The following is a 19,503-nucleotide window of genomic DNA, read 5'->3' on the forward strand; positions in this document are numbered from 1 at the left end:
TTTTTAACCTTACCAACCTCTGTGGTTAATATTCAGTTTTTTCTACTTCCAACGACTAAACGCCTTTGGCGAATTACCAAAATAGGCTTTAAATTTTCGACTAAAAGCAGAAGGGCTTTGATAACCCACTTGCTCTGCAATTATGGCAATAGGTGTGTCGGTATGAGTCAGTAGCGTTTTAGCTTTGTCCATTCTTTGTTGAATGATGTATTGCTGAGTGGATAGCCCTATGTTGTCTTTAAATACTTTTTTAAATTGTGTAACGCTAAGAAAGGCGAGTTGCGCTAGCTGTGTATTGGTGATCTCTGTTGTTAGATGTTGGCTAATGTAACTGAGCACTTTGTTTAGACGTTTATCTATGTTGTTCGATAGCGGTTGTTGCGCTAAAAGCTGATAAAAAAACTGAAAAGTAAATGCTTCAATTTCTTGGTTAATATGATGATTTAATTGCGTTTCAATAAATTGTATAAAGGCGAGCAGCGGGGCGTTAATTGATACTTTCTCGTTAGGCGAAGCTGTAATGTTTTCAGGCAGAATGTGCGTATCTACCACAATAAATCGAGCATTTTCGTGCGCTTTAAATTGATGAGTTTCGCCCGATTTTATAATAACGCAATCACCCATACTCACTAAGCCAGAAAATTCACCCACGCTAATATCAATAGAACCATGCAAGGGTAACACGAGTTGATGATAGCTATGTGCATGGCTCTGAATGTTATTGGTGTAAGAGCGTATTGAAATACGGCTAATGTGATTCATTTAGCGGTACATCAATATGTCTGTTTAGGTTTATTTCGTTTTCTATTCCCTTAGCTATTTCATCATTCAACTTCATTTTACTGACCAGTTTTTGATACCAAAAAGACGCAGCTAAAATAAAGATACCAATCCCCATAAATAAAATAACTTTTTGCCAAAGTAGGGCGTTTGCAGCGTCTACTAAAGCGAGCTTACCTATACCCAATAATATGAGGGTGAAGCTGTATTTTACTGTGGTTATATGTCTGTTTTTCAAAAATAATATTGCAGCGCCATGTATGGCTAATGCTGGCGCAATAAATAACTCAAGTCGATATTGGTATAACGCAGTGAATAGCGATAAGTAAGTTATTACCCCTACAGAATGAAGTAATAAATGACTGTTGTTTTTGGTGAACTTAGTCATAAATGATTGCTGAGCAAAGTAACGTTGTTGGTACACCATTACGATTAAAAACAGCGCGGGTATTATGGTATATAGCGGGTCGAGTTGCGTTAGCACCCAACCTGATACCACCAACAAGCAGTTAATTATATAAACCAATGTTTGGTTGTTTTTTATGTGATCTGAACGGCGAGTAAGTGCTAAGCAAGCTGTCCAATAAATTATAGCGGTTAGTAAGGCCAGTAATAAGCTTTCGGTATGAAAACCTACGGCATTGGGCAACGCAAAACCTAATGAAACGAGTCCCCAAGTACAAATAAATTGATAGATCGGAGTGGTTTTTTTTCTATGTAATAAATAACTTACGCCATAAAAAGCGGTAAAGCCTAATAATGCTAATACACTGTTTATTAAACTAAGTTGACCAATAACCCCCATAAATAAAACGCTGGCTAAAACCGTTAATACTTTGGTTTCTTTGATCAGTAAATGATGTTTTATTTTTTGTGCAAAAAACAGTGCAAGTGCTGGCGATAGCCATAAAATAAGCAAAGCATTTTCGTCTAATTTACGTATCGCTGAGCCAACCCAGCAAATAGGGATCAGTAAATAAAAGAGGACTCTGGCGGCTTCTGCAATATTTTTGAGTGAGCTGTTAGGGTGATATTTTCGATAGAAGGCCGACCATAACCACAGTTGTGAAAATACTGAGATAACGGCTAACTTGGCAAATAAAGGTAAAGCTGAAAATCGGTAGCTGTCTACCAATAGTGCACTTTGTGCGATATAAAATACTGGAACGGCTATTAACAATGCGGCAAATAATTCAATAGACACTTGTTTACAGTAGCGTGCTCTAAATAATATAAAAACTTGTAAGCTTATTGTTGCAACGCCTGTCCAATCACCCAACCAAACAGAACTACAAGCAATAATTAATACCGAAAGCCAAACCACTTCAACTAACTGTAATAACGGCTTTATATGGTGTTGAGAACGTAGATCAAAACCTTGCGTGGCAATCATGCGTTGCCATATGGCGATTATTAATATGATTGCGGTTGAAAGTACCCAGCCGTCTACCGACTGTAAGGCAGGTACTGGGAAATACGGCGCAATAGCTGCCCATGAGTAGATTAGCGCGATAGCCAGTAAAGCTTGTGCTTGGTTACTAACAAAGCTAAGCGCATATTTACGGCCTACATATAATAGTAAAAGCCCTTCAACTGCCCACGATATTCCCCAATAAGCATTACTAATAGCGCTAATTATAGCGAGCACTCCCCAAAGGGCGGAAAGTAATATGATGAAAGGTGTTACGGGGTGTTTTACTTTATAAAAAAGTACCGCGGTAGCCACAGTAAGTAGCGCGTTAAACGTAAAACATACGCTCATTTGTGTGGTAAATAATTCGCTGGCTTGAAAAAACATTAATACGGTAGAACCTACTAATGCGGCAATAAAAAGTAAGCTTTTTTTAGCTGAAGGGGCTAGTAGGTTTTGCTGTAATTCTGCCTCAGATTTATTACTTAATTCTTCATTGTGTTCTTTGTCTGAAAAGAGCATTAATGCCCCGTAGATAAAGAAAATAATATAAAACAGGTTAACTGCCCAAGCTGATATTTGAATGCTTTCAACACCTATAATCCATTCTACCGAAGCAAGGGTAAAGGCAAGTGTTAAATTAGCGAGCCATTGTTCTTTGTTTTTAAAAGCAAAAATTAGGCTGCTTATTGCGACAAAAGACAAAGATAATAAATAATAAAGCGGTTCAATTTGTACGGTATTCGACATGTTATTAGATAAGATAGGCATAGTAGCAACACCGATAATGCCTAAGCTTGAAACAACTTTAGTGTCTAACCATTTGGCGATACCATGACACAGCAAAGCAATACCGAAATAGAGTGCGAGTACAACTAGGCTCGGCAATATACCGTAAACACTACCTGCAAAATATACGGTGCAATACGACAATAATATGCCTAAGGTAACAATTGCAGTGGCAAATTCATTAAAACGTGTTTTTATTTTTAGTCCTATACCTATGCCCATAACGAGTAGGGCGGCAAAACACATAAGTAATGATTTGGATCCTGCGCCTAGTTGGTCTATTAGCAATTGCATTAAATAACCAAAGCCTGCTAATACCAGCGCTATACCAGCAATGGTTAGAATGAAAATACCTAACATGCCTTTTTCTTTGTACGACTTATACATATTAGCCACAGGCGTTAGCCATTCAAACATCATCGACAATATTGTTTGAATAAAAGACTGTAAAAATAAATTGATAGCAGAAGGTTTAGCTGGTTTTAGTTTTTGAGGTTTATGTGTTTTATTTTGAGTCGTGTTTTGTGTTTTATTTGGGGCAACACCAGAACTAACTCCAGCAATGCTATATTCGTTAACTGCTAATGGTGGTTGTTCTAGCGGGTTATTTTCTTCTAAATAAAGTGTTTCTTGATGCGCTGTTACTGAAGCATCGTTTTTAGTATCACTTATTTCACTGGCACTATGTGGCTGTGACTTAGCCTGCTCAACTAAGGTGTTTAAGCGTTCTTCAACCTGATTTACACGCTCGCTAAACTGGAGTTTAAGTAATGCTAACTCCGACCTTAGTAGCTTAATTTCATTATTCATCCATAAACCCTAGCTAAAGAATATTTTTAGGTACAACTCTACGTAACTTTACTTTGATTCGTTTTAACAAGCCAACTTCGCCATCAGGGTTCCAATCTAATGTAGTTTGCCATGCGTTTTGTGGCTCCATCTCTTCAAGCATACCTTTTTTTACATCTTTGGTGACTGCTTTTGAAGGGATGATGGTAATACTTTCGGTATTTAAATTAGCGCTACGTGGATCTAAATTAAAAGTACCAATAACAGTAATTTCGTCGTCTATCACCATAGATTTCGAATGTAAGCCGAAAATAGGTGGTGTGGTCAGTTGTTTATCCATAACTTCCGACATGATTTTTTGTCGGATAGCTGCATCGGGTTTAAATTCGTAAATTTTAACGCCTGTTTTGAGTAACTTTTCTCTGTCGCGTTGGTAGCCACTAAAGGCTTCTAAATTGTCGTTAGAGGCTAAACTATTGGTGAGTATTTTTATGTCTACACCTTTATCGGTAAGTTTTTTAAATAAATTTCTACTGAGTTCTGTTGTTACTAAGTAAGGGGTTTGAATGATCACCGACTTTTTCGCATTACCCACTAGTTCAATAAGTTTGTCAGTAGAAAGTCCGCTACCACCTAAAAATTCATCTTTGTCATTTTTACCCGGAATATCGGATATGTATTCAACATTTTGTAGCCAATGTACTTTACCGTTTGCCGCTTGTTGTAAAAATGCTTCAGGAATTTTATTCATTTTTGCACGTACAGATGGAACATAATTTTCTGGATTACAAGCGTATTGATGAAGTGTATCGTAATTACCAAAATCAGAGTCAGCTTCATCAGTATAATCAAACTCACTTTTAACCAGTTCAGTTACGGGCACACTTAACGGATCATTCCAAAATTCTTCGAAAGATGATTCAATCGAGCTAACAGAGCCGCCGAGTAATAGCACATCGCGATCTCTAAAATTATATGCGTGGTCGTAACCAAAGTATTCATCGGCAACATTGCGGCCACCGGTTATTGATATTTTTCCGTCAACGGTAAAGGTTTTGTTATGCATACGCTGATTAAAACCATGAAAACTAGTGGTGAGATTGGCTATTTTTTGTAGAATATTTTTACCAATATTTGCTAGAGGGTTATATATTTTTATTGATAAATTTTTGTGCGCGTCGAGTTTTAATAGTTCATCACCCTCAGCGTCTACCATTAAGTCATCTACCAACAAACGTATTTTTACGCCTCTGTCAGCTGCTTGTATTAAGTAGTCAGCAGCAATTAATCCAATATTGTCAGCTGAAAAGATAAAGTACTGAATATCAATTGTTTTTTCAGCCTTATGAGTTAGCCAACCACGAGATAATAACGATTCAATACCTTCTTCAAGCACGTAAACACCTGTGCTGTTTTTCATTTTCTTTGAAAAAGGTGCTAAATGCTCAGATAAAGGTTTTGGATCTGGTTTATTGAGGGCTGCGCAAGATTCTGTGCTGATTGTATTCGTATTCTTAGGAGTATTTACTTGTAGCACGCTAGGCTGTGCAAAGGAGCAGGCAGTAATCAATAAGGTAAAGCTTAACGTGGTTGTTTTTATTACGCATAGAGCTTGTTTTTTTAATGATGAGGGTATTGAGAGTTTATTTATCATAAATGTTGATGATCCGTCAGGGGAATATACGGTGAATTTTAATACCTTCTCTTTGTATTATGAGAATAACGCTGCCGAAACGTGTTGAGCAGCGTAGTGAATAATAATGTAATGCAATTGGTATGGCTACCAATCAATTTTTTTACCATTTTCATCAAGAAACTTACCGCTATTTTCCATTGATAACATTTCTATTGTTTGAGTTAAGGTGCTAACCGCTTCGGTAATGGTCGCGGGAGCTTCTGGTCCGCCCATATCGGTTTGTACCCAACCAGGGCTAATGGCATTTACAATAATATTTTTATCAGCAAGTTTAGAAGCTAGTCGTCTAGTTAGCATATTAATAGCGGCTTTACTCATGCAGTAACCATCAAATCCTTCGAGGGGATTTTGGTTGTTGGAAATTGAGGCTAAGCCAGAAGATAATTGAATAACCTTTGAATGCTGGTTGAGCTGAGACGATAACGCTTGTGTTAATAATGCAGGCGCTACACTGTTTACTTGAAAGTTATTGGTTAAAGCAGCTTGTGACCATTCACCAAATACTTCATGTTCGGCCACACCTGCATTATTAATGAGTAAATCAATGCCGTTACACAAGTTGTTGATGCTTTTAGCTGTATTATTAATGCTTGATTCATCGAGTAAGTTTACTGTTAGGTGATGAAAGCATTCATCTATGTTGCGATTTAATGTTGCTTGATCAATAGCACTACGTGATAAGGCAATAACCTGCCAACCATTTGATAAATAATAATTTACAAAACCTAAGCCTATGCCGCGATTTGCTCCTGTAATAACAACCGTTTTCATGTAGTTTCCTTGTAATAAGCGTTTTTATAATAATAAACAATGTACAGATAACCTCCTAGTACAATTATTGTCAGTGAATAAGAAATTAGGAGAAATGAATACTTTTGATAGAAAACTCGGTCTTTTGTGCATAAGCTTGAATTTATATTTATTTTAGGACCTGTTGTTAGCGAACTTTATGAATAAAACCAATGAAAACATTTCCGATTTACGATTAGCGTCGCTACTACCAGATACCTTATTAGGCAATATATTAAGGCCTATTTCGCCCTTGCTAGATAAAATATTAGGTATTGATAAGCTTCATCAGCTTTATGTAAAAGGTGATTTATGGGGATTAGAAAAACAAGAATTCTCTGAGCGACTATTAAATCAATTAGGCGTTCAAATTGTTGGTGGCGCTGGTGTTGTATCGAAAATTCCTAAAGAAGGGCGCTGTATTGTTGTATGTAATCATCCTTACGGCATGGTAGAAGGTGTGATTATTGCTAAAATTTTAACTGCCTTTCGAGCTGATACAAAAATAATGGCGAATTTGGGATTAAAAGTTTTTAAAGAAATTGAAGATTATTTTATTTTTGCTAACCCGTTGAAACCTAAATCACCTATAAATACCTCTGCAATAAAAAAATGCTTTAAACATATTGAAAACGAAGGTTTGTTAGTGGTGTTTCCAGCAGGAAGAGTATCGTTTTTTCAGCCTGAAAAACAACGTATTGCTGACGCAGAATGGAACCGAATTGCCATTCAAATAGCTGTTAAAAAGCAAGCGCCAATTTTACCTGTATTTATTTCAGGTACTAACAGCAAACTGTTTCATAAAATGGGGCAAATTTATTACCGTTTTCGTTTGCTCATGCTAGCGAGAGAGATGGTAAAACTTCAGCAAGACCCAATTAATTTAGTAGTAAATAACTTAATTACGCCTGAACAGCTTAACGCATTTAGTGGTATTAAACGTATGAACGAGTTTGTAAGATTACAATGTTATTTAAATGACGAAACCTATTTAACACCTTGGGTAGAAGACGATGAAGTAACAGAATTTAAAGATATTATTCCTATGTCAGACCAAAGGTTAATGTCAAAAGAGTTAGCCGAATTACCTGAAGAACAACAATTAGTTAAGTTTAAATCGTTTACCGTGTATTACGGTTATCAGCATCAAATACCTACCTGTGTGAAAGAAATTACACGTTTGAGAGAAATAACCTTTCGAGAACTTAATGAAGGTAGCGGCGAAGCGTGCGATACCGATCACTTTGACGCAACTTACATGCACTTATTTATATTCGATCATCAAAATGAAGAAATTATTGGCGCTTACCGTATTGGCCAAACTGATTTGCTTCAAAAAGACGCGGATGTGTCTAAGCTGTATTTATCGCAAATGTTTAACTTTAAACCTGAGTTTATTAACCAAAATCAGCCGTGTTTAGAAATGGGGCGTTCGTTTATTGTTGCTGAGCATCAAAACAGTTTTCATGGCTTGTTATTACTTTGGAAGGGCATAGGCGCTTATGTGTGTAAAAACCCTCGATATAGAACCTTATACGGCACAGTATCGTTAAGTAAATTGTACGATCCAAGATCAGTAGCTTTAATTGACGAAATTGTGGTGACCAAACGCGAAGGTGTTGAAGCTAAAGCTCCGTTTAAAGGAAACTTACACCCTGAAGCACAAGATTTTTTACATGAAAATACTGTAAATTTAGATCAGTTATCAGCATTAGTTGAAGGCATAGAAGCTGACGGGAAAGATATTCCAGTATTGTTAAAACAATACTACAAGCTGGGAGCTAATTTCCATTGTACGGGGATAGACCTCAACTTTAATCACACACCGGGGTTATTGCTAAGTGTTGATTTACCTAACGCACCAGACAAATTGTTGAAGCTGTATTTGGGTAAAGACAGAGAAGCTTATTTAAGTTATAAGTCAGAGTAAATAACATTGCGATGAGTTATTTATAACTACTGAGCTACAGTGTTTTTCTCACGTAAATAAGTAGCGGTAGCTGGCGCAATACCAAATGCGGTGTTGGCGGTAGTGCTTTGTGCGAAGGTAATTTGGGTGATCATTGCGTAATGATGAACAGCATGACTACCTGCAAAAATAAGCTCTCTTGCCACAGTAGTTTGTACTACTTGTACTTTTTTATTGCTGGTACTTACTTCTGTTGATAAAGGAATCATACGGTTTAAATCGCTATTTGTTAAGTTTTGCATCCAAGCAGCTATTTCATCTAGTTTGTTAATAGCTAATTGCGGATTTTCTTCCACTTTGCTACCACGTAAACGTAAGTCGTAGTCGATAAGATCGGTTTCCATTCCCGTAATAACGGATTGGTAATGATCAATAATATGACGGATATGAGAACCTGCTGAACTGATAAAGTTTGGAGAAATAATTTCTACATAATCTTCTTGTGTAACACTGTTCAGATATAAGCGTCCTTGCTCAAGAATTTCTAATTGGCTAGTAAGCATGTGTATGGTTATTCCTCGTTATTTATGTAATACCTTTTTATGTACTTTTGAGATCATTCTCTCAAAGGTCTGTAAATAAGACCGCCTATCTTAAATAAATATTCATAATTTTTTACAATAGTTAATTTACTTGTATTTTAAGTCATCAACATGAAGTTAAGGTGACAAGTTTTTATTCTAAATTACCTTATGTATATCTATAGCGCTTGAGCGATAACAATAATAAACAAAATTACGCTTATGCCTTGCCAAAACATTACTGGATCTCGTTCCATTAAAGGAGGTTTAGTTTTAGCTAAATAGGTTTTATTCGGGTGACGAATATCGTGAATAAATTCTGATAACTCGGCATAACGTTTTAATGGGTTAATGTGTAGTGCTCGTTTTAAAGTGTAGTCTAACCATAAAGGAAGCTCTGAGTCTTTAGTGATCAGGCTACGATAAGTTAGTCTTTCTTGAGCCGATAGACTATTTGCTTGTGCAATGGCATTCCCGTAGGGGAACTCACCCGAGAGCATTTGATAGGTGATGGCTGCTAGTGAGTATATGTCTGATTGTTGCGTGCCTAGCTGCCCTAAAAAGTACTCGGGAGCTGAATATCGAATGGTACCGCGCATTACGTCTTCGGTGTTTGCATCGGTCACTCCTGCAATAAACGTTGAACCAAAATCAATGATTTTTACCGTATTGCTGCTATCAATCATGATGTTGTTAGGACGTAAATCTTGATGGATCATTTCTTGGCGATGGAAAGCCTGTAGTCCTTTTGCTACTTGTTCAATAATGTCGCGAACTTGCTCTAACTTTGGCTTAGGGTTGTCTATCATCCACTGGTTTAGCGAAATACCTTCAATGTATTCTGTCACTAAATATAGATAGTTACGCTTACGTTTGGATTCAATCGCTTTAGCTACATTGGGATTATTTACCCGTTTGGCTATCCATTCTTCCAACATGAATCGTTCTAAATATTTTGTGTCGTTTCGTAGTTCGGTTGAGGGGGTTTTGATAACAACCGTTTCGTTGGTGTCTTTATCGCGAGCTAAAAATACGTGGCTGCGGCTACTAATGTATATTTCGCGCAGTATTTCATAACCATCAAACTCCATTCGTGGCGTTAATCTTGGCGGTAACGGCAGCATGGTAAGTTGATGAACTTCGTCTAGCTGATATTCAGGTATGTTTTCAACACGTGCTATTTGTATACTGAGGTTGTCGTCGCTACCTAGTTGAAGGGCTTTATCAAGAATTAATTGTGCCGCGCTGTTTAACGAATCAGTATTGTTAATCGCTTGTGTAATATCAGAACTTTTAATGAATTCGTATATGCCATCTGTCGCTAAAACAAACGTGTCACCTTGCTCTATGGTGAGGGATTGGTAATCAATTTCTAAGGTTTGATCTATACCCAAAGCGCGCGTTAAATAAGTAACATCTGCCGACACTATACGACGGTGATCTTCAGTAAGTTGTTCTAAATTATCACCTGATAAACGATAAATACGGGTATCGCCTGAGTGGAATAGATGCGCAGTATTTGATTTAAAAACCAAGGCGCTAAAGGTGCAAATATAGCCTTTGTCTTTATCGAATCGGTAAGGGCTATTGCGTGTTTGTGCATAAAGCCAAGAATTAACTGACTTAACCACTTTTTGCACTGAGCTTTTAACTGACCAAGAGTCAGAGGTGCAATAGTAGTCTTGTAAAAAACTTGCTACGGCTGTTTCGCTAGCTATTTGACTTACTTTACTCGAACTGATGCCATCGGCCATAGCCAGTGCAATACCTTTAGCACTGAGCAAAGGTTCTTTAGGCGAAACACTACCTAGAAAATCTTGATTAACGGCTTTTACGCCCTTGTCGGTTGCCCCACCAATACTGACACTCAGTGATTTGCTCATGTATTATTCCTGAAGAAGATGGCTTAGTTTACCAGAGTCGCTTTGTTGTAAAAGATAAAATAAAAAAGGCTTCGTAAAGTTAATTACGAAGCCTGAAACTGCTAAATACTCATTTGTATTAATAACATGCTTTTAATAAAGCGCCTTACGAAAGTTTACGCTCAGGCGATGTTTTAACATGCGTTAAATAAAGGGGTAAACCGACTAATAATAACCCACCCGCTAAATTACCTAAAACCGTCGGAATTTCATTCCACAATAAATAATCGTAAACGGTAAAGTCGCCACCCATTATCATAGAAAATGGGAATAAAAACATATTCACAATAGAATGCTCAAAACCCATAAAGAAGAACAGCATAACCGGCATCCACATCGCCGCCATTTTAGCCCCAGCAGAAGTAGAAATCATCGCGCCAACCACGCCCATAGACACCATCCAGTTACACAACATACCGCGAATAAAGATAGTTAACCAACCACCAATACCGTGCTCTTGATAGCCTAAGGTTCTTGATTCACCGATTGAAGCGACTTTAGCAGCAATAGCACCACCATCAGCCGAATAACCATAGGTTAAAATAAACGACATAAAGAAAGCGGTGGTCATCGCACCGGCAAAGTTCCCCACAAACACCAAGCCCCAATTGCGCATAACGCCGCCAAAGGTAACACCAGGTCGTTTATCCAATAAGGCTAAAGGCACTAACGTAAACACACCGGTTAATAAATCAAACTTCATTAGGTACAACATAATAAAGCCAACAGGGAATAAACAAGCGCCTAAAATAGGGCTGCCAGTTTTAGTGGCTACGGTAATAGCAAAAATAGCGGCTAAGCCAAGAATAGCGCCAGCCATAAAGGCACGAATAATAGTGTCTTTGGTAGACATGTAAACTTTCTGCTCACCAGAATCGACCATTTTGGTTACGAATTCACTGGGTTCAATATAAGCCATGATTATTTCTCACTTAATTATTAATATGTTGGAAGGTATAGTGAGTAATAGAGCAATTCTAATACCAAATGATTAACTAACTGTTTTTATTGGAAAAGTTTATTTCATGATAAATGTAATGAAGGTGGATGCATTAAAATAGACGGAGGAATATCAATGTTGCACTAAAGCGGAACATAAAATAAGTGCCTTTATCTTTTTATGACAGATAGATAAAAGCATTTATTATTTGTTGCTATCGGTTTACTGGTATTTTTGAACATAGCGTTAAGTTTTTGTTTAATGCATTTAAAATGTCGTGTCTTGTTAACGTACCGATCAATTGTTTATTTTCAATGACTAAATATAAGCTTGATGTCTCTTTCAATAATTTAATGGCAATGTCTGATATACCGTGGTCAGGATTAATCGCTACAAAATTCGTATGTTGAATATCACCAACTGATACTGGATTATCGCAATGATAGCTGCTCATTAGCATGGCTTTATGACAATCATAATCAGAGATAAACCCTGTTACTTCATTTGTCTCATTAACCACAGTTAAACCGGCTAATTTCTTATTTATTAACAATTCAACCGCAATCACTAAAGGCGTATTACCTTTGATTGTTAGTGGATGCTCTAACATAAATTCTCTTACCGTTACTTCAGCCATAATATGTACCTCGTTTGTTTTAGTACGGTTATCATATGGCTTACTGTGGTATAGTTAAAATAGATTGATTTTATTTATGTGATAGGATTTAACTATCAATAAAGGCCGTTTTTAAAGTTGGAGCTACTATGATTAAAATTCGTGATTTAGAATACTTAGATGCTATTGATACACATAGACATTTTGGCCGTGCGGCAGAAGCATGCTTTGTTAGCCAACCGACGTTAAGTGGTCAAATTATGAAGTTAGAGGAGCAGCTTGGACTTGTTTTAGTTGAACGCCAAACCCGAAAAGTAATGTTAACACCCGCAGGTGAGCGTTTAGTGGCTGAAGCACGTAATGTATTAAGAGCCGCACAAAGTTTTGAAGCTTCAGCGAAAGCTTTGTTAGATCCCTTTTCAGGCGATTTACATATTGGGTTAATACCTACATTAGCGCCGTATTTATTGCCTCATATCATGAAAGATTTAAATGAAAAACTGCCGAAAATAAATTTTTATTTACATGAAGATAAAACCAAAAATCTTTTAAAATCGCTAGACGACGGCAAGCTAGATTTACTTATTTTACCTTGGTTAGACGAGATGGATAAGTTTGATAGATACGACTTATTTGAAGAACCTTTAGTTTTGGCTACTTCAAATGAACATCCATTGTCGGCTAAAAAAACGGTGAGTTTAGATCAATTAACTAATTACGAAATACTCACACTAGAAGATGGCCACTGCTTACGCGACCAAGCTTTAGGTTTTTGTTTTACTGCTGGCGCTAAAGAAGACCATAGATTTCAAGCCACTAGTTTAGAAACCTTAAGACATATGGTTTCAAGTAATATGGGGATCACCTTGCTACCAGAGCTGGCAACAATAAATACAGACTCAAACAGCACAATTAACTACGTACCTTTTACTCATCCTAAACCTCATCGACAAATATCGCTTATGCTTAGGTCTGGTTATTCAAGAATGGAATGTATTCGAGCGGTAGTGAGTAGCGTTAAAGCATCAATGAAAGGGGTGATATAATAAGAGTAAATAGGGTCTGCTTATTTCATTAAACAGACCCTAAGATATTTTGCTATTGGCTAAAGCTAGCTATTATCGATTTCTACCGTTACATGAGAAACATGTGGTAAAAATTTTAAGATGAGTTTCTTAAAATCTTGAGTATCTATAATTTCGGTAGAGCTCACTGTAAGAATGGCAGCTTGGTGCGATGTCGCTATTTTCCAAACGTGAAGATCTTTAACAATCGCATTTTTTTCACTTACGGCTTCGGCTATTTTTTCTAAGGTAGACACCTTAACTGATTTGTCTAACAGCACAGAGCTTGATTCTTTGATCAAACCGAAAGACCAATGAAAAATAACCAAGGCACCCACTATGCCCATTAAAGGGTCCATCCAAGTTAAGCCAATGTATTTACCAATTAATAGGGCAACAATGGCAAGTATTGAAGTTAATGTATCTGCTAAAACATGGAAGTAAGCCGCTTTGATATTGTGATCTTGGTGGCCATGTTTGTGGCCATGTTGATGAGCGTGATGGTCATGTCCGTGTTCATGGTGCTCATGGTCGTCATGATCGTGCCCGTGGTGGTGATGATGGTGATCATCTTTAAGAATAAATACTGATAGCACATTAACTGAAAGGCCAATAATAGCTACAATAATTGCTTCGTTAAAATGAATATTGTGTGGTTCGATAAGTCGTTGAACAGACTCAATAACCATCATAAGTGCAACAATGGCTAAAGCCACAGCACTGGCAAAACCACCTAAATAATTAACTTTACCTGTGCCGAAACTAAACGACTTATTTTGCGCATGCTTTTTCGCGTAGGTATAAGTAAAAATAGTAATAAGAAAAGCTGCTGAGTGAGTACCCATGTGCCAACCATCGGCAAGCAAGGCCATAGAACCTGTCCATGTGCCGGCGCCAATTTCGAGGAACATAACCACAGTAGTTAACCAAAAAACGATTTTAACTTTGTGCATGTTTTGTGAATTATTTACGCCAAGATCATGAGAATGACAGAATTGTGTATTAGACTCGCTCACTCTATTTCTTCCTTTATTTACCAATTAAAATAGCTAAGTTGATTAATGTTTAATGAAAGAAGTATACTACCCCCCAGTATATAATCATAGAAAATATATTATGGCACATACTCATAATCCAGCAGAAAACAAGAAACTACTCACGCGTATTCGAAAAATTAAAGGACAGTCGATTGCTCTTGAGAATTCGTTAGAAAACACGCCTGATTGTGTGGCTTTTTTACAACAAATAGCGGCATTAAAAGGTGCGGTTAATGGCTTGATGAAAGAAGTATTAGAAAGTCATTTACGAGAACATTTAGGGGCTGAAGATATAACTCCAGAGCAACGGGGAGAAGAGGTAGAACAAGTGATCTCAATTTTAAAAAGTTATATGAAATAATAGAAAATTTATTTAGTTCATTATTACTTACATTTGTTATTCATATTTTTTAAAACTTCTTGAACAATCATTCAAGAAATAATGTTAGTATTCTCACACATTTATTTTGTTTAATAATATTTACCCTGAGGTTTTATGAGATTACGTTTTTTATCGGTGCTAGCAACCGCTTTTTTTATGTTAAGTAGTAATGTGTTAGCCAATGATAACAACAAATTAGAGGCACAATTAGTTAAACCTAAAGTGATTATTTTTGATGTTAATGAAACACTATTAGATCTTGAAAATATGAAAGCATCAGTTGGCAAAGCGCTAAATGGTCGTGAAGATTTATTACCCTTATGGTTTTCAACTATGTTACATCACTCTTTAGTGGTTTCTGCTACTGGAGATTATCAAACGTTTGGTAATATCGGGGTTGCTTCATTACAAATGGTTGCTGAAATTAATGATATTACTATTACTAAAGAAGAAGCAAAAAATGCTATTTTAACACCACTACGTTCGTTACCTGCGCATCCTGATGTTGAACAAGGCTTAGCAAAATTAAAAGCGCAAGGTTATAAGTTAGTTACGCTAACGAACTCGTCGTTAAAAGGGGTTAAGCTACAGCTTAAAAATGCTAATTTAAGTCAGTATTTTTCTGAAAATTTAAGTATTGAATCTGTTGGTGTATTCAAACCACATTTAACTACTTACCAATGGGCAATTAAAAATTTAGGAATTAATGCTAATGAAGCATTAATGGTTGCTGCACATGGTTGGGACATTGCGGGTGCTGAAAAGGCGGGCTTGCAAACGGCTTTTGTACGTCGCCAAGGTAAGGTGTTATTTCCTCTGGCTGAAAAACCTGACTATAGCGTGCTTGATATAAACGAGCTGGCAAGTATTGTTAGTAAGTTTAAATAATAGTAATACTAAGGAAGCTTTTTAATTAAAAACTTAAGCTGTTTTATTCGATGAACTAAACCGCTTAAGTTTCCTTCTCCCCAACTATTTTATCTGCTGAATTCGAATAGTAAAAAATGCCAAGCATTAAGTGCTGTTGTTTACTTTTTATAGCGTAAATAAAATCGATTCTGGTATATATGATTAATGTTGGTATGCCTTTATATTTAAACCCGCGCTAAGCAATGGTTTTGCAATTAATTTGCATTTGAAATATTTGTTACTATATACTCGTTGCTTCACAAAAAGGACCTCTTTTTTAAGGATAATATTCTCAGATGCTCGTATTAAATCAGCGTCATTCTCGATTGTTTTTAGTTCTTTGTTTTATTCCCGTCGTTATATTTGCTGTTGTACATTTCATAAAAGGGAATTTTCTATTAGCGTTTTCATTAGTGAGTACTTCAATTGTTTTTGCTATTAACTTTAAAAATATTAAAGATAATAAAATAAGTAATAAAAATCTCACTAGCATTATTATTTCGATGTGGTGCTGCTTAGCATTAGCTAGTTATTATGTTGGTATCCATGGTATTTTTTATACGTTTCCGTCAATTGTAGGGCTTTTCTTTTTAGTTTCTATTCGGTTGGCGTTATTAATTTCAATACCTTCTATATTTGTCTTTTTGGCGCTGACTATTTTGCATGGGGAGGAGCTTGATACCTTAAAACTTGCTTCGTCTTTTATGTTAACTATTATTTTTACAGCATATTCTGCTTATTTTTCAAGGCATCAAAAAGATGCACGAGACCAAGAATCCAAAAAAGATCCGCTAACAGGTGTAGCCAATCGTCATGGGTATAATGAGTGGCTAGATGAATGTCATGTAAATACCAGCATTATGTCTATTACATCTATTACTTTAGATATTGATAATTTTCGTATAGTTAATGATACTTTTGGGTTTGATACAGGAGATAAGTTGATTCAGCAACTTGCAGGGAAATTGCTGAATATCATAGAAAAAGAAGCAACAATTCAACGCGCGAAATCACAATGTATAGCAAGGCTTTCTGGTGATGAATTTATCATTGGTTTAACCAACTTACCTGAAGAACTAGACATCATTCCACTTGTTGACGAGCTAAAATTAGCCGTTAGTCAGTTGTCAATTATGTCAGAGAACCCAACTAAAATTTTTGCTTCTGTTGCTGTTGTACGAACAAACCGTTTAAATGGAAAGTTTACGAATATCATAGATAACTTAGATATGACCATGAGACATGCTAAGCAGCTTGGTAAAAATAACGTACAAATATTTGAGGAGTCTTTAGGTCAACAGTTTGTAGAGCAAAAATATATAGTTAAGGAATTAGCTCAAGCACTTAAAAACAACCAGTTTCATATGGTTTTCATGCCAATATTTAGTAGTACTAAAAAAATTTCTGGGGCTGAATTGCTTCTTAGGTGTGATAGAGCAGAGCTTTCTGAATATGGTCCCGATATATTTATTCCTGTAGCTGAGTCTTATGGTTTAATAGAAGAAATAGATTTTTGGGTACTTAATGAATCATTTAATATTATTACTAAAATCGATGTATTAAAGTCATCAAACATTGATTTTTTCTCGATCAATATTTCATCCAATCAACTGCGCAATAAAGAGTTTGTACCTCGAATAAAAAAATTGGTTGACCTATATAGCATTGACCCATACAAAATAGAGTTGGAAATTACTGAAACGAGCCTAGTAGAGACTGATTTACAGGTAATAGAAATATTAGTATCGTTAAGAAGAATAGGCTTTAGGCTCTCTTTAGATGACTTTGGTACGGGTTTTACTTCGTTTAATCAACTTAAAAAATATCCCTTAAATTGTTTAAAAATAGATAGAAGCTTTGTGAGTGGAGATATGGAAAATTTATCTCCGCTTAGAGGAATGTCTGATGTTATTTTATCTATTGCTAAGCTTCATAATTTTGATGTAGTAGCCGAAGGTGTTGAGACGGAACAACAATACATTGAGTTGAAAAATAATGGCTGTTTGTACTTTCAAGGATATTGGTTTTCTAAACCGCTAACCGAACAAGATTTTGTGCATTTTCTCGTACATGCTGATACTTAATAATTATACCCGTTATCATTCAAGGTGCTCTGAAATAGCCTCTTGATTGGTAACGGGTTATATACCTTACTTCCATTAAAATAACGTTATAGCTATTGATTCCTTAGCTTAACTGAGCGAACTTAATTAAGCTGCTTGAGTTTCTTTTTCAATCACTATTTTTTCAGCTGCATTTGGCGTTCTAATTAAGTAATCAAAAGCGCCTAGTGCTGCTGTTGCACCACTTCCCATTGCAATAATGATTTGCTTGTAAGGTGTGTGAGTTACATCACCTGCCGCATAAACACCTGCAACGCTTGTTTCTCCATGGCTGTTAGTAATAATTTCGCCACGAGGTGTTAAATCTACCGTATCTTCTAAAAACTGCGAGTTAGGCACTAAACCAATTTGTACAAATATACCCGCTAGCTCAAGGCTTTTGGTTTCATTGGTTTGGCGGTCTAAATAGTTAAGGCCTGTTACATGATTGCCGTTACCTAATACTTCGGTGGTTTGTGCATTCATAATAATTTCCACGTTGCCTAATGATCGGGCTTTGTTTTGTAAAACCGCATCAGCTCGTAAACTTGAATCAAACTCTAAAACCGTTACATGGCTTACAATACCCGCTAAATCGATTGCGGCTTCTATGCCTGAATTACCACCACCAATGACCGCAACTGATTTACCTTTAAATAATGGGCCATCACAGTGTGGGCAATAGGCTACGCCTTTACCTTTGTACTCTTGCTCGCCCGGTACGTTCATTTCTCTCCATCTTGCACCTGTGGCAATAATGGCCGAACGAGTTTGAAGAATGGCGTTGTTTTCAAGCTGAATTTGGAGCAGTCCTCCCACTACATCACTTTTAATGATCTTTTTAACGCGTTGACCATTCATAATGTCTACGTCGTATTCTTTAACGTGTTCTTCTAAGCTGGCAACCAGTTTTGGACCTTCGGTTGCTTTAACCGAGATAAAGTTTTCAATGGCCATGGTGTCTTGTAGTTGTCCGCCAAAACGGTCGGCTACTACACCTGTTTTTATCCCCTTACGAGCGCTGTAAATAGCTGAAGATGCACCCGCTGGACCGCCACCTATCACTAATACATCTAATGCTTCTTTTTTATTAATAGCGTCTGCTTGGCGCGAACCTGCATTTACATCAACTTTGTTGAGTATTTCTATCACCGACATTCTGCCTTGAGCAAACGGCTGTCCGTTTAGATAAACCGCAGGTACAGATAAAATATCTTTACTGTAAACTTCTTGTGAGAATACAGAACCATCTATCATTACATTGGTAATTTGTGGATTAATTGCTGACATCATATTGAGTGCTTGCACAACATCAGGACAATTTTGACAGCTTAACGATACGTAGGTTTCAAAGGCATATTCGCCTTCTAAATTACGCACCTGTTCTATAATTTCTTCACTTAATTTTATTGGGTGTCCGCCACTGTGTAATAAGGCTAATACCAGTGAGGTAAATTCATGTCCCATTGGGATCCCAGCAAAACGTATTTCAGTGTTGTTGGTTACGGACCTTACTAGCATTGACGGAGCACGTTCGTTGCTACCATCGAGTTCTACTAGTTGGATAAGAGGTGACATGGTTGCTATTTCTTGCACTAATTCGTTTAATTCTTTTGATTTTGCGCCGTCATCTAGAAACACTGCTAATTCAACTGTCGACGTTAAATTTTGTAGGTAGTTCTGTAATTGGGCTTTTAATTTTGTATCTAACATGTTGAAAATCCTTAGCGAATGTTGCTATGTAAAGTAAAGATTCAAACCTTGTTTTACACACAGTAAACAAGGTT

15 protein-coding genes are annotated in these 19,503 nt (G+C 36.6%); 5 read left to right on the forward strand and 10 right to left on the reverse strand.

Features of this window, described 5'->3' with window-relative positions; translation table 11 throughout:
• Window positions 1-42 precede the first annotated feature (42 nt).
• From ACM9HF_RS14690 to ACM9HF_RS14705, 4 genes are all read right to left on the reverse strand, one after another.
• On the reverse strand, window positions 43-762 hold the full coding sequence (locus ACM9HF_RS14690; RefSeq protein ID WP_473610311.1) for an AraC family transcriptional regulator: 720 nt from the start codon (window positions 760-762) through the stop codon (window positions 43-45).
• Window positions 749-3,790 (reverse strand): DUF2339 domain-containing protein, encoded by a 3,042-nt coding sequence (locus ACM9HF_RS14695; RefSeq protein WP_473610315.1) that lies wholly within the window; start codon window positions 3,788-3,790, stop codon window positions 749-751. Before ACM9HF_RS14695 ends, ACM9HF_RS14690 begins: the two co-directional genes overlap by 14 nt.
• Before the next feature lie 13 nt (window positions 3,791-3,803).
• Window positions 3,804-5,423 (reverse strand): phospholipase D family protein, encoded by a 1,620-nt coding sequence (locus ACM9HF_RS14700; RefSeq protein ID WP_473610318.1) that lies wholly within the window; start codon window positions 5,421-5,423, stop codon window positions 3,804-3,806.
• A 126-nt stretch (window positions 5,424-5,549) separates the two neighbouring features.
• Window positions 5,550-6,236, reverse strand: a complete 687-nt coding sequence (locus tag ACM9HF_RS14705; RefSeq protein ID WP_473610322.1) for an SDR family NAD(P)-dependent oxidoreductase — start codon at window positions 6,234-6,236, stop codon at window positions 5,550-5,552.
• A gap of 178 nt (window positions 6,237-6,414) precedes the next feature.
• On the opposite strand from ACM9HF_RS14705, the gene ACM9HF_RS14710 reads away from it, so the two are divergent.
• On the forward strand, window positions 6,415-8,184 hold the full coding sequence (locus ACM9HF_RS14710) for a bifunctional lysophospholipid acyltransferase family protein/GNAT family N-acetyltransferase (protein ID WP_473610325.1): 1,770 nt from the start codon (window positions 6,415-6,417) through the stop codon (window positions 8,182-8,184).
• 26 nt (window positions 8,185-8,210) lie between these two features.
• On the opposite strand, the gene ACM9HF_RS14715 is transcribed toward ACM9HF_RS14710, so the two are convergent.
• The 4 genes from ACM9HF_RS14715 to ACM9HF_RS14730 form a co-directional block, all read right to left on the reverse strand.
• Entirely contained in the window at window positions 8,211-8,726 is a 516-nt protein-coding gene (locus ACM9HF_RS14715) for a DinB family protein (protein WP_473610329.1), read from the reverse strand.
• A 197-nt stretch (window positions 8,727-8,923) separates the two neighbouring features.
• Window positions 8,924-10,627 (reverse strand): bifunctional protein-serine/threonine kinase/phosphatase, encoded by a 1,704-nt coding sequence (locus ACM9HF_RS14720; RefSeq protein WP_473610332.1) that lies wholly within the window; start codon window positions 10,625-10,627, stop codon window positions 8,924-8,926.
• A gap of 145 nt (window positions 10,628-10,772) precedes the next feature.
• Window positions 10,773-11,585 carry a formate/nitrite transporter family protein gene (locus ACM9HF_RS14725; RefSeq protein ID WP_473609669.1) on the reverse strand — a complete coding sequence of 271 codons (813 nt, stop codon included), beginning with the start codon at window positions 11,583-11,585 and terminating at the stop codon, window positions 10,773-10,775.
• 235 nt (window positions 11,586-11,820) lie between these two features.
• On the reverse strand, window positions 11,821-12,243 hold the full coding sequence (locus ACM9HF_RS14730) for a CBS domain-containing protein (RefSeq protein ID WP_473610336.1): 423 nt from the start codon (window positions 12,241-12,243) through the stop codon (window positions 11,821-11,823).
• Window positions 12,244-12,371: 128 nt separating this feature from the next.
• Between ACM9HF_RS14730 and oxyR the strand changes: the two genes are divergently transcribed.
• Window positions 12,372-13,268: a DNA-binding transcriptional regulator OxyR gene (gene oxyR / locus ACM9HF_RS14735; RefSeq protein WP_473610340.1), complete on the forward strand. Its 897-nt coding sequence runs from the start codon at window positions 12,372-12,374 to the stop codon at window positions 13,266-13,268.
• 65 nt (window positions 13,269-13,333) lie between these two features.
• Here oxyR and dmeF read toward each other — a convergent pair whose 3' ends face one another.
• Complete coding sequence (dmeF, locus tag ACM9HF_RS14740) at window positions 13,334-14,302, reverse strand: CDF family Co(II)/Ni(II) efflux transporter DmeF (protein ID WP_473610343.1); 969 nt, start codon at window positions 14,300-14,302, stop codon at window positions 13,334-13,336.
• A 100-nt stretch (window positions 14,303-14,402) separates the two neighbouring features.
• On the opposite strand from dmeF, the gene ACM9HF_RS14745 reads away from it, so the two are divergent.
• The 3 genes from ACM9HF_RS14745 to ACM9HF_RS14755 all read left to right on the forward strand — a co-directional run bounded on the left by ACM9HF_RS14745 (window position 14,403) and on the right by ACM9HF_RS14755 (window position 17,698).
• Complete coding sequence (locus tag ACM9HF_RS14745; protein WP_473610347.1) at window positions 14,403-14,684, forward strand: metal/formaldehyde-sensitive transcriptional repressor; 282 nt, start codon at window positions 14,403-14,405, stop codon at window positions 14,682-14,684.
• 177 nt (window positions 14,685-14,861) lie between these two features.
• On the forward strand, window positions 14,862-15,593 hold the full coding sequence (locus ACM9HF_RS14750; RefSeq protein ID WP_473618315.1) for a haloacid dehalogenase type II: 732 nt from the start codon (window positions 14,862-14,864) through the stop codon (window positions 15,591-15,593).
• Window positions 15,594-15,910: 317 nt separating this feature from the next.
• Window positions 15,911-17,698: a putative bifunctional diguanylate cyclase/phosphodiesterase gene (locus ACM9HF_RS14755; RefSeq protein ID WP_473610351.1), complete on the forward strand. Its 1,788-nt coding sequence runs from the start codon at window positions 15,911-15,913 to the stop codon at window positions 17,696-17,698.
• A gap of 126 nt (window positions 17,699-17,824) precedes the next feature.
• Here ACM9HF_RS14755 and ahpF read toward each other — a convergent pair whose 3' ends face one another.
• Window positions 17,825-19,429, reverse strand: a complete 1,605-nt coding sequence (gene ahpF, locus ACM9HF_RS14760; RefSeq protein ID WP_473610355.1) for an alkyl hydroperoxide reductase subunit F — start codon at window positions 19,427-19,429, stop codon at window positions 17,825-17,827.
• Window positions 19,430-19,503: the final 74 nt, after the last annotated feature.

It is taken from the genome of Colwellia sp. RE-S-Sl-9 (assembly GCF_048296855.1).
Lineage (GTDB): Bacteria > Pseudomonadota > Gammaproteobacteria > Enterobacterales > Alteromonadaceae > Pseudocolwellia.

What these genes read in the sequence shown, in the direction of transcription:
- ACM9HF_RS14690 (WP_473610311.1), bottom strand. Translation starts at nt 762, where the DNA reads ATGAATCACATTAGCCGTATTTCAATACGCTCTTACACCAATAACATT.
- ACM9HF_RS14695 (WP_473610315.1), bottom strand. Translation starts at nt 3,790, where the DNA reads ATGAATAATGAAATTAAGCTACTAAGGTCGGAGTTAGCATTACTTAAA.
- ACM9HF_RS14700 (WP_473610318.1), bottom strand. Translation starts at nt 5,423, where the DNA reads ATGATAAATAAACTCTCAATACCCTCATCATTAAAAAAACAAGCTCTA.
- ACM9HF_RS14705 (WP_473610322.1), bottom strand. Translation starts at nt 6,236, where the DNA reads ATGAAAACGGTTGTTATTACAGGAGCAAATCGCGGCATAGGCTTAGGT.
- ACM9HF_RS14710 (WP_473610325.1), top strand. Translation starts at nt 6,415, where the DNA reads ATGAATAAAACCAATGAAAACATTTCCGATTTACGATTAGCGTCGCTA.
- ACM9HF_RS14715 (WP_473610329.1), bottom strand. Translation starts at nt 8,726, where the DNA reads ATGCTTACTAGCCAATTAGAAATTCTTGAGCAAGGACGCTTATATCTG.
- ACM9HF_RS14720 (WP_473610332.1), bottom strand. Translation starts at nt 10,627, where the DNA reads ATGAGCAAATCACTGAGTGTCAGTATTGGTGGGGCAACCGACAAGGGC.
- ACM9HF_RS14725 (WP_473609669.1), bottom strand. Translation starts at nt 11,585, where the DNA reads ATGGCTTATATTGAACCCAGTGAATTCGTAACCAAAATGGTCGATTCT.
- ACM9HF_RS14730 (WP_473610336.1), bottom strand. Translation starts at nt 12,243, where the DNA reads ATGGCTGAAGTAACGGTAAGAGAATTTATGTTAGAGCATCCACTAACA.
- oxyR (WP_473610340.1), top strand. Translation starts at nt 12,372, where the DNA reads ATGATTAAAATTCGTGATTTAGAATACTTAGATGCTATTGATACACAT.
- ACM9HF_RS14745 (WP_473610347.1), top strand. Translation starts at nt 14,403, where the DNA reads ATGGCACATACTCATAATCCAGCAGAAAACAAGAAACTACTCACGCGT.
- ACM9HF_RS14750 (WP_473618315.1), top strand. Translation starts at nt 14,862, where the DNA reads ATGTTAAGTAGTAATGTGTTAGCCAATGATAACAACAAATTAGAGGCA.
- ACM9HF_RS14755 (WP_473610351.1), top strand. Translation starts at nt 15,911, where the DNA reads ATGCTCGTATTAAATCAGCGTCATTCTCGATTGTTTTTAGTTCTTTGT.
- ahpF (WP_473610355.1), bottom strand. Translation starts at nt 19,429, where the DNA reads ATGTTAGATACAAAATTAAAAGCCCAATTACAGAACTACCTACAAAAT.